At 67.0% G+C, this 10,292-nt stretch carries 10 protein-coding genes; 5 read left to right on the top strand and 5 right to left on the bottom strand.

Features of this window, described 5'->3' with window-relative positions:
• Window positions 1-436, top strand: a 436-nt coding sequence (locus H0U68_RS15175) for an EamA family transporter (protein WP_296357018.1), incomplete at its 5' end; no start/stop codon positions are given.
• Window positions 437-472: 36 nt separating this feature from the next.
• On the opposite strand, the gene H0U68_RS15170 is transcribed toward H0U68_RS15175, so the two are convergent.
• The 3 genes from H0U68_RS15170 to alr form a co-directional block, all read right to left on the bottom strand.
• Window positions 473-1,732 (bottom strand): phospholipase D-like domain-containing protein, encoded by a 1,260-nt coding sequence (locus tag H0U68_RS15170; RefSeq protein ID WP_296357016.1) that lies wholly within the window; start codon window positions 1,730-1,732, stop codon window positions 473-475.
• A gap of 108 nt (window positions 1,733-1,840) precedes the next feature.
• The gene (locus tag H0U68_RS15165; RefSeq protein WP_296357014.1) at window positions 1,841-3,235 is read right to left on the bottom strand and encodes an L-serine ammonia-lyase; all 1,395 of its coding nucleotides are present in this window, start codon (window positions 3,233-3,235) and stop codon (window positions 1,841-1,843) included.
• Window positions 3,236-3,257: 22 nt separating this feature from the next.
• A complete protein-coding gene (gene alr, locus H0U68_RS15160; RefSeq protein WP_296357012.1) occupies window positions 3,258-4,355 on the bottom strand; it encodes an alanine racemase in 1,098 nt (365 codons plus the stop codon).
• Window positions 4,356-4,481: 126 nt separating this feature from the next.
• Here alr and lplT point away from each other — a divergent pair, with 126 nt between their 5' ends.
• From lplT to H0U68_RS15145, 3 genes are all read left to right on the top strand, one after another.
• On the top strand, window positions 4,482-5,762 hold the full coding sequence (lplT, locus tag H0U68_RS15155; protein WP_296357010.1) for a lysophospholipid transporter LplT: 1,281 nt from the start codon (window positions 4,482-4,484) through the stop codon (window positions 5,760-5,762).
• A 64-nt stretch (window positions 5,763-5,826) separates the two neighbouring features.
• Complete coding sequence (locus tag H0U68_RS15150) at window positions 5,827-6,693, top strand: DMT family transporter (protein WP_296357009.1); 867 nt, start codon at window positions 5,827-5,829, stop codon at window positions 6,691-6,693.
• Between the two features lie 121 nt (window positions 6,694-6,814).
• Window positions 6,815-7,300 carry a glutathione peroxidase gene (locus tag H0U68_RS15145; protein ID WP_296357005.1) on the top strand — a complete coding sequence of 162 codons (486 nt, stop codon included), beginning with the start codon at window positions 6,815-6,817 and terminating at the stop codon, window positions 7,298-7,300.
• Here the strand turns inward: H0U68_RS15145 and H0U68_RS15140 are convergent.
• Complete coding sequence (locus H0U68_RS15140) at window positions 7,230-8,417, bottom strand: acyltransferase (RefSeq protein WP_296357003.1); 1,188 nt, start codon at window positions 8,415-8,417, stop codon at window positions 7,230-7,232. The genes H0U68_RS15145 and H0U68_RS15140 overlap by 71 nt on opposite strands.
• A 159-nt stretch (window positions 8,418-8,576) precedes the next feature.
• Between H0U68_RS15140 and H0U68_RS15135 the strand changes: the two genes are divergently transcribed.
• Window positions 8,577-9,464 (top strand): LytTR family DNA-binding domain-containing protein, encoded by an 888-nt coding sequence (locus H0U68_RS15135; RefSeq protein ID WP_296357002.1) that lies wholly within the window; start codon window positions 8,577-8,579, stop codon window positions 9,462-9,464.
• Window positions 9,465-9,488: 24 nt separating this feature from the next.
• Here H0U68_RS15135 and H0U68_RS15130 read toward each other — a convergent pair whose 3' ends face one another.
• Window positions 9,489-10,223, bottom strand: coding sequence for a YafY family protein (locus H0U68_RS15130; RefSeq protein WP_296357000.1), 735 nt, complete (start codon window positions 10,221-10,223; stop codon window positions 9,489-9,491).
• Between the last annotated feature and the right edge of the window lie 69 nt (window positions 10,224-10,292).

Raw genomic sequence — 10,292 nt, 5'->3', positions numbered from 1 at the left:
GTGGGCGCGCATCGGCGCCGGCGTGGGCTTCGCGCTCGCCGCCGCCGCCACCTTCGGGCTGGCGCTGGTCGTCACGCAGCACGAGGCGGGCGACGTGGACGGGCGGGTCCGCACCGCCACCACCATGATGACCGCGGGCCTGGTGGCCCTGGGAATGGTCGCGACACAAGGCGGCTTCCACCTGCCGCAAGCGCCGGCCGGCTGGGGCGGGCTGGCGGCGCTCACCTTTCTTTATGGCACGGCGTTCACCATCATGTTCACCGTGCTGCCGCGCCTGGGCGTGGTCGGCAATTCGGCCATCATGAACGTGGAGCCGGTGTTCGCGCTGGTGCTCGGCTGGCTGCTGCTGGGGCAGGCCATTGCGCCGGTGCAGGTGGCGGGCGCGCTGCTGGTGGTGGGTACGGTGATGGGGCTGGGATTGCGCAAGCGGCGCTGAGCGCCTGCGGCGATGCCCTGCCCGTGCTTCGAAGCCTCAGAGGAACACGCCCAGCATCGCCGCGGCGCGCTCCTCGATCTTCTCCGGCCAGGAGCGTGCCTCCCACGCCTGCAGCGTGACGGCACGCGCGCGCTGCAGGTCGGCTTCGAACACGCGGGTCATGCGCTCGGCGAAGCCGGTGTCATAGATGTTGAGGTTGGCCTCGTCGTTCAGGCGGAACGAGCGCACGTCGAAGTTGGTCGAGCCCACCGAGGTCATGAAGCCGTCCACGATCATCATCTTGCAGTGGAACATGGTGGGCTGGTATTCGTGAATTTGCACGCCGGCGCGCAGCAGCTCGCCCCACAGGCCGCGCGAGGCGTGCCGCACGGTCTTCTCGTCGGTGTGCTTGCCGGGCACGATCACCCGCACGCGCACCCCGCGCCGCGCAGCCGCCAGCAGCGTGCGCCGGGTGATGCCGTCGGGCACGAAGTACGCGCTCGCGATGTCCAGGCTGCTGCGCGCGGCCGTGATCGCCAGCAGGTACATCATCTCCATGCTCTCGCTGCCGCCCGAAGGCGAACTGGAGAACATCTGCGCCTTCTGCTCGCCCGCGGCTTCGAGCGGCGGGAAGTACTCGGCACCGTGCAGCACCCGCCCCGTGGTCTTGACCCAGTTGTCCAGCATCACGCTTTGCATCTGCGCGACCACCGGACCTTCGACGCGGAAGTGCGAATCGCGCCAGTGGCCGGGGTCCTGCGCGTGGCCGGTCCAGTTCTGCGCGATGCCGACGCCGCCGGTGAAGCCGACGCGGCCGTCCACCACCAGCAGCTTGCGGTGGGTGCGGTTGTTCAGGCGGACCAGGTTGTACCAGCGCAGCGGATGGTATTTCTCCACCTCCACGCCGGCACCGCGCATCTGCCCCACCAGTTCGCCGTCCATCTTGGCGCTGCCCACCCAGTCCAGCAGCACGTGCACGCGCACTCCCGCCCGGGCGCGCTCGGACAGGGCTTGGGCGAATTCGTCGCCGATCTCGCCGGACCAGTAGATGAAGGTTTCGAACAGCACCGAGTGCCGGGCGCCACGGATCGCGGCCAGCATGGCGGGGAAGATGGCGTCGCCGTTGATCAGCTCGGCGGTCTCGTTGCCTTCCAGGATCGAGGGGCCGACCAGCAGGCCCATGGAGCGCAGGAACTGCGGTTCGGTCGCGCCGTAGAGGTGCTCGATCACGGTCTCGACCTTGCGCTCGCCCATGGTGAAGTTGACGACCACCAGGCCGGCGAGCAGGACCGCGAGGGCAACGAGAACGACGACCATCTTTGTGCGTGGATGAGGCGGCTGCCAGCGTAAGCGGGGCAGCAGGCGCGGCGCGTAGGACGCCAGCGCGAGCTCAGCGGGGGAGCAGGACGCGACCGAAGGCCGGCCTCAGCACTCGACGATGTTCACCGCCAGGCCGCCGCGCGCCGTTTCCTTGTACTTGGTCATCATGTCGGCGCCGGTTTCGCGCATGGTCTTGATGACCTGGTCCAGGCTCACGTGGTGCGTGCCGTCGCCGTGCAGCGCCATGCGCGCGGCGTTGATCGCCTTGACCGAGGCGATGGCGTTGCGCTCGATGCACGGAATCTGCACCAGCCCGCCGACCGGGTCGCAGGTGAGCCCCAGGTGGTGCTCCATGCCGATCTCGGCGGCGTTCTCCACCTGCGCGGGCGTGCCGCCCATCACGGCGCACAGCGCGCCGGAGGCCATCGAGCAGGCCACGCCGACCTCGCCCTGGCAGCCGACCTCGGCGCCCGAGATCGATGCGTTTTCCTTGTAGAGCATGCCGATGGCCGCGGCCGTCAGCAGGAAGTCGATCACGCCCTTGTCGCTCGCGCCGGCGACGAAGTTGCGGTAGTAGTGCAGCACCGCCGGGATGATGCCGGCCGCGCCGTTGGTGGGCGCCGTCACCACGCGCCCGCCGGCGGCGTTCTCTTCGTTGACGGCCAGCGCGTAGAGGTTCACCCAGTCCAGCACCGACAGCGGATCGGCCGTGCGGCCGTTGGCCGCCACCGCCAGCAGGCCGCGGTGCCACGAGGCCGCGCGCCGCTTCACCTTGAAGCCGCCGGGCAGCGTGCCTTCGGTGCGGCAGCCGCGCGCCACGCATTCCTGCATGACCGACCAGATGCGCAGCAGCCCGGCATCGATCTGCGCATCGGTGCGCCAGTGGCGCTCGTTGGCGCGCACCACGTCGGCGATGCCGCAGCCCTCGCTCGCGGTGATCGCCAGCAGCTCTTCGGCGCTGTGAAAGGGCAGCGGCAGCGCGGTCGCATCGGGCACGATGGCCTTGTGCGTGCCGCCGTCGTCGGCCGGCTGGTCGGCGATGACGAAGCCGCCGCCCACCGAGTAGTAGACGGCCGCCAGCAATTCGCGCCCATCGGCGCCGTAGGCCGTGAAGCGCATGCCGTTGGCGTGCAGCGGCAGCGATTCGTTGCGCCAGAACAGGATGTCTTCCTTCTCGCGCATCGCAACGGCATGCTCGCCGTGCAGCCGCACGCGCTGGTGTTCGCGGATCTCGGCCAGCACGCGGGGAATGGTGTCGGGATCGATCGCGTCGGGGTCGAAGCCGGACAGCCCGAGCAGCACCGCGGTGTCGCTGCCGTGGCCCTTGCCGGTGGCGCCGAGCGAGCCGTAGAGGTCGGTCTTCAGCCGCGCCACCGCGGGCAGCAGCTGCTGTTCGGCCAGGCGCGCGGTGAACAGCCGCGCGGCCTTCATCGGGCCGACGGTGTGCGAGCTGGACGGGCCGATGCCGATCTTGAACAGATCGAAGATGCTGATTGCCATGGGGCCTCCGCCGGTTGTCTTGTCAGTCCGCCACGGCGAACGGCACGCGCTGCGCCACGGCGCACATCAGCTCGTAGGCGATGGTGCCGGCGGCGCGCGCCACGTCGTCGATGGGCAGCACGGCGCCGTTGGTGGCCCGGCCCCACAGCGTGACCTCGCTGCCGAAGCCCGCGCCCGGCACGGGCGTGAGGTCCACCGCCACCATGTCCATGCTGACGCGCCCGAGCAGGCGGGTGCGCACGCCGTCCACCAGCACCGGCGCGCCGGTGCCGCAATGGCGCGGATAGCCGTCGGCGTAGCCGCAGGCCGCGATGCCGATGGTGAGCGGCGCGTCGGCGGTGAAGCTGGAGCCGTAGCCGACGGTGTCGCCCGCGGCGAGCTGCTGCACGGCCAGCAAGCGCGCGGTCAGGCTCATGCCGGGCCGCAGGTCCCAGTGCGCGGCATCGTGCTCGGGAAAGTCGGGCGCGCTGCCGTACACCGCGATGCCGGGGCGCACCCAGTCGCCGCGCACCCGCGCGTCGATGGCGTGGCGCAGCGTCGCCGCGCTGTTGGCCACGCTGCGCTCGCCGGGCAGCCCGTCGGTCGCGGTTTCGAACGCTTCCAGCTGGTGGGCGATGCCGCGCGCGCCGTCGGCATCGCTGAAATGCGTGATCAGGGTGACTTCGCCGGCCTGCGGCAAGGCGCTCAGGCGCGACCAGGCGGCGCGATAGCGCTGGGCCGCGAAGCCCAGGCGGTTCATGCCCGAGTTCATTTTCAGGAACACGCGGTGCGGCCGCTGCGTCTTGTGCGCGGCCAGCATGTCGATCTGCTCGTCGCAGTGCACCGTGTGCCACAGGTCCAGCCGCGAGCAGAGTTCGAGGTCGCGCGGCTCGAACACGCCTTCCAGCAGCAAGATGGGACCGCGCCAGCCCAGCGCGCGCACGCGCTCGGCTTCCTGCAAATCCAGCAGCGCGAAGCCGTCGGCGCCGCGCAGTCCCTCATAGGCGCGCTCGATGCCGTGGCCGTACGCATTGGCCTTCACCACCGCCCAGACCTTGGCATCGGGCACGGCTTGGCGCATGCGCGACAGATTGTGCCGCAGCGCTTCGGGGTAGATGGTGGCCAGGATGGGACGGGGCATGGGCGGGTTCTCGGCCGGGGACGCCAAACGATTGTGTCATTACCCAGCGTGATATAACCCCGAGTCGTTTGGAGACGTAAAACATTTGACGGCCATCAGCCTGCCTGATTCCGCTCACCGGATGCGATGAAGCGCGGTTTTTACACCATCATGGCAGCGCAGTTCTTCTCGTCGCTGGCCGATAACGCATTGTTCGTGGCCGCGGTCGAACTGCTCAAATCGGGCGGTGCCGCCGAGTGGCAGCGCGCCGCATTGGTTCCCATGTTCGCGCTGTTCTACGTGGTGCTGGCGCCCTTCGTCGGCGCCTTCGCCGACGCCTACCCCAAGGGCAAGGTCATGTTCGCGAGCAACGCGATCAAGGTCGTGGGCTGCCTCATGATGCTGTTCGGCACGCACCCGCTGCTGTCGTATGCCATCGTCGGCCTGGGCGCGGCGGCCTACTCGCCGGCCAAGTACGGCATCCTCACCGAGCTTCTGCCCTCCTCGCAGCTGGTCAAGGCCAACGGCTGGATCGAGGGCCTGACCATCGCCTCCATCATCCTGGGTATCCTCCTGGGCGGCCAGCTGGTCGGCCACGCGATCTCGCGCCACCTGCTGGCGGTGGACCTGCCGTTCTTCGACACCGGCATCGACACCGCGCCGGAAGCCGCCATCGCGATCCTGATCTTCGTCTACGCCGTCGCCGCCTGGTTCAACACGCGCATTCCGCACACCGGCGTGGAGATGCGGGCGATCCCGAAGAACCCGCTGGAGCTGGTGCCCGATTTCTGGATCTGCAGCTCGCGCCTGTGGCACGACAAGCTGGGGCAGATCTCGCTGGCCACCACCACGCTGTTCTGGGGCGTGAGCGGCAACCTGCGCTACATCATCCTGGCGTGGAGCGCGGCGGCCCTCGGCTACAACACCACGCAGGCGTCATCGCTGAGCGGCGTGGTCGCGTTGGGCACGGCGGTGGGTGCCATCGTCGCCTCGATGCGCATGCGGCTCGACACGGCCACCAGCGTGATGCCGCTGGGCATCGCCATGGGCCTGCTGGTGATCGCGATGAACTTCATCGACAACGTCTGGGTGGCCGCGCCCTTCCTGATCCTGCTCGGCGGCTTGGGGGGGTTCCTGGTGGTGCCGATGAATGCCTTGCTGCAGCACCGCGGCCACAACCTGATGGGCGCCGGCCGCTCGATTGCCGTGCAGAACTTCAACGAGCAAGCCTGCATCCTGGCACTGGGCGCCGGCTACAGCCTGTCCACCGGCATAGGCCTGTCGGCCTTTGGCGCCATCACCACCTTCGGCGTGGTGGTGGCCGGCTTCATGTGGGTGATCCAGCGTTGGCACAAAAGCAATTGCATCCACCACAAGGAGCAGGTGGAGCACCTGCTGACCATCGCCCGCAGCGACAAGTCTCATTGATGCGGGACGGCATTCTGGTTCGACGGCCTGCGGGCGGTTTTACGCCCTCTTGCGAACTCACTTCATGAGCCCTCGTGCCAAAGCCCTGGCCGCAGGGGCCCTCGTCTGCAACGCCTTCGTCTGGGGCGTGTCGTGGTGGCCGTTTCGCGAGCTGCAGGCCATGGGCCTGCACCCGCTGTGGTCCACCGCGTTGATCTACTTCTTCTGTCTGGCCGGCATCTCGGCATGGCGACCCGGCGCCTGGCGCAGCTTCGCACACCACCCGCAATTGTGGTGGCTGGCCGTCGCTGCCGGCCTGACCAATGTCGGCTTCAACTGGGCAGTGACGGTCGGCGACGTGGTGCGCGTGGTGCTGCTGTTTTATCTGATGCCGGCGTGGTCGGTGCTGCTGGCCTGGTTGCTGCTGGGCGAGCGGCCGACGCGCGCATCGCTGCTGCGCCTGTTGCTGGCCATGACCGGGGTGATCATCGTCCTCAAGGAGCCCGCCTCGCCCTGGCCGTTACCGCAAGACGCAGCCGACTGGCTGGCGCTGATGGGCGGGCTCAGTTTTGCGGCGACCAATGTCATGCTGCGCAAGCTTGAGTACACCCCGGATGCATCCCGCATGCTGGCCATGTTCGGCGGCGGCGCCATCATGGCCAGCGGCGCCGCCTTGCTGGGCTTGATCGGCGGCACCGTGAGCGCTCCGCTGTGGAGTGTCGTCTGGGTGCCGCTGGCGCTGGGCCTGAGCCTGGCTTTTCTGGTCAGCAACATGGCGCTGCAGTACGGGGCTGCCCGGCTGGCTGCCAGCACCACAGCCGTTGTGATGCTGACCGAGATCCTGTTTGCCAGCATCTCGGCGGCGCTGCTGGGCGCAGCGGAATTCAGCCCGCGCATTCTGCTGGGTGGCAGCCTCATCGTGCTGGCCGCTGTTTTGGCAGCCAGGAAATAGCCCCCCGGTTGATCCCTGCGCCTGCGAACTGGCGAAGTCAGATCCGCGGCCCCGGCATGAATTCAAGACCTCCCAACGCATCGCGCTGCAGTACAGTGGCAAGTCCAACAAGGAGCACACCATGAGCAGCATTTACGACTTTGAAGCGCAGCAGATCGACGGTAAGGACATTGCGCTGTCCAGCTTCAGGGGCAAGGTCATGTTGATTGTCAACACCGCCAGCAAATGCGGCTTCACGCCGCAGTTCGGCGGGCTGGAGGAACTGCACAAGGCCTATACCGGCAAGGGCCTGGTGGTGCTGGGTTTTCCGTGCAACCAGTTCGGCTCGCAGGACCCGGGCGCCGACGGCGAGATCGCCGAGTTCTGCCAGGTCAACTACGGCGTGAGTTTCCCGATGATGGGCAAGATTGACGTGAATGGCCCGGCCGCGCACCCGCTGTACAAATGGCTGTCGTCCGAAGCCCCCGGCCTGCTCGGCAGCAAGTCCATCAAGTGGAACTTCACTAAATTCCTGGTGGGCAAAGATGGCCAGGTTCTCAGGCGTTATGCGCCGACCGACAAACCGGCTGACCTGGCGAAGGATGTGGAAGCCGCGCTCGCCGCTTGAGCCCGAACAAGGGCCGGAGCCAGGCGCTACGGCGCACAAGGGCCGTGATCGTCCAGCACCCTGCCATCGTCAGCAACACCAGCAACGCTGGTTCCACCGCAGGCCCCAGCTGCAACGGCGCCAGCCACCATATGGCCACAATGATCACGGTCTGGTGCAGCACATACCAGGGATAGACCGACTCGTTGGCCCAGGACAGCCAGCGCCAAGGGCGGTTCAACTTCACATGGCCCCAGCCCAGGATGGCCAGCAGGGCCGTCCACAGGTACAGATCAGCGACCAGGCGCAACAGCTGGCGCGGCGCTGCCAGCTCCGAAGGCAGGGCACGCAGGCCCATGTAAACCGCCAGCAGCACCATTGCCGCGCCCAGGGCCGGCCAGCGCAAGCGCGCCGCTTCGGCCCACCAGCCTTCGTCCGTGCCTATCCACCAGCCGTAGAGGAAGAGGGTGAAATACACCGCATGCAGCCAGCCGTCACCGATCAGGTCCAGCGTGGGCGGGAAATGCGGCCAGAGAACCAGTGACCACAACATCAGCGGCAGTGCCGGCACCGCCAGCAAGGCCACACCGCGTAGCCCGGCAAACACCCTGCGCAAGCGCTGGCCGGCAGCCGACTCCAGGGCAGGCAGCAGCAGGAGCAGCACGCTGGTGTAAAGCCACAGGTAGGGCAGGTACCAGAGATGGTTCCAGGTGACACCGAAGTCCGAGCCGTCAAACGCATTTTTCGGCCAAGGCCCACCGGCGGCGTAGCGCAGCAGGAAGGCGCCAAAACCGGGGGAGATGCTGCCGTTGTCCACCCCCTGGGCGTAGGCCTGAAAGGGCACGACCACCGCCATACCGAAAACCAGCGGCAGCAGCAGCCGCCAGCTTCGCTGCAAAAACAGGGCGCCCGCACCCTGGCCCCGTTGCAGAAAACCCAATGCCAGACCGGAAATCAGAAAAACCAGGTCCATGCGCCATAAATTGAGCGCACGCATGGGCAGCTGCAGCCACTCGGCCGCATGCGGACTTTTCAGGTGCCAGTGCCAGTCGGCCACGTAATACATGGCCACGTGGTAGAGGATGACCAGGCTAAAAGCCAGGGCGCGCAGGGCATCGATGTCGTGACGGCGGTTCATGGTTTTCTCCTGGGCGAAACACAAGTGGTTCAAGTGGCGGCCATTTTTTGCGCGCCAGGCTTCTTCGGGCACCCCCGACGGGACAAGTAGCGGCGTTTTTGTGACGAGTGGTGACCCCAGGGGACGAAAAAGCGACCACGCTTCCCCTAGACTGACGCCATGTCAGACGAAACAAGCACCTGGCTGGCGCGTTACCAGCACTGGCGCCGCCGCGCAGAAATAGGCTTCTGGGTGCTGGTGCTGACGGTCCAGATGCTGGCCAACAGCATCACCACCTGGATGGACCTGCGCACCGCGCCCTTTGCCCAGCCCCTGGTCTGGGAGCTGTCGAGCAACCTGACCGTCGGTTTGCTGATCCCGGTACTGATTGCGTTTGAACGGCGCTTTCCCCTGCGCTGGGACACGCTGTGCCGCAACCTGCCCTGGCACCTGGCCGGCACGCTGATGTTCTGCGCCGCACATGTGCTGGTGGTGATGACCATGCGCAAGGCGGCTTATGCGGCCGTGGGCGCCAGTTACACCCCCGGCAACTGGATCAGCGTGTTCGGTTACGAGTACCTCAAGGACATGCGCAGTTATGTGCTGATTCTTGCCGCCGTGCTCGGCTACCGCTTGCTGTTGCTGCGGCTGCAGGGCGAAGCGCGGCTGCTCGATGCCCCCGAGACTGCCTCTGCCGCCCCGCCTTCCGACGCCCCGCCGGCGCGCCCTGAGCGTTTTCTGGTGCGCAAGCTGCGCAGCGAATTCCTGATTGCCGCAGCAGACATCGAATGGCTGCAGGCCCAGGGCAACTACATTGGCATCCACGTCAACGGCCACGACTATCTGCTGCGCTCAACCCTGTCGGACTTCCTCAGCCAGCTTGACCCGGCGCGTTTTGTGCAAGTGCACCGCAGCTACGCCGCCAACCTCGACCGCGTGGCAGAAATCGAGCCCCTCGACAGCGGCGACGCCCGCCTGCGCATGAAGGACGGCAGCCAGATTCCCTGCAGCAGGCGCTACCGCGCAGCCCTGGGTGGACAAGCGCAAAATAAGGCGACAGCCCTTTAAATACGGGCGCAGACAGCTATTGATTCAATAGCAAACAACTTTCACCCTCGCGGTTCGGAGCGCCGATATGGCGCAGGAAATCGCCAGCGTCTTACCGGCTTCCTGCTGGAACCCGCCCTCCAGCACCTCCATGGTCTGGATACGGTCGATCCGGAAGCTGCGGAAGTTGCGGCGCGCTTCGCACCAGGCCGCCAACGTCCAGACCTTGCCCCAGAAAAAGCAGCCCAGCGGGCGAATGGTGCGTCGGCTGGTTTTGTCTTGCTGGTCGCGGTAATGCAGCTGCACCTTGTGCCTGGTCTGGACGGCCTCACGCAGCTGCTGCAGGCGCTGCTGGTTGCCGGTGTCGACCCCGAAAAGAGGCGCATAAATCGCCAGGCCTTCTGCCGCAGCACGCGCAGCGGCGGGCAGGACCGACAGGATTTTGCCCAGCGCATCTTCTGCCTCGCGGGCCAGGCCGGGGTCCAGGCCCTGCTGCGCCAGACGCACCGAGGCCACCAGCGCCTTGGCTTCCTCCTGCGTGAACATCAGGGGCGGCAGTTCAAAACCAGCGCCCAGCCGGTAGCCGACGCCGGCCTCGCCTTCGATCGGCACACCCTGGTGCTGCAGCTCGGCGACGTCGCGGTAGATAGTGCGTTCAGACACCGCCAGGCGACCGGCCAGTTGCGCCGCCGTGCTGAGGCGACGGCCCCGGATAAGCTGGACTAGCCCGGATATTTCATTAGCAGGAGTCGGCAGCCCCGTGCCGAAGCGCGTTGTCATTGGTGTTCGATGTCAATTGCAACCGGGGACTGCCAATGCCAAAGTGTACGCAAGAACGGATCGATTTTG

It is taken from the genome of Ramlibacter sp. (genome assembly GCF_013697775.1).
Classification (GTDB): Bacteria; Pseudomonadota; Gammaproteobacteria; order Burkholderiales; family Burkholderiaceae_C; genus Ramlibacter.
Note: the sequence above shows the minus strand (reverse complement) of the source record. Positions and strands in the feature narration are given on the sequence as shown.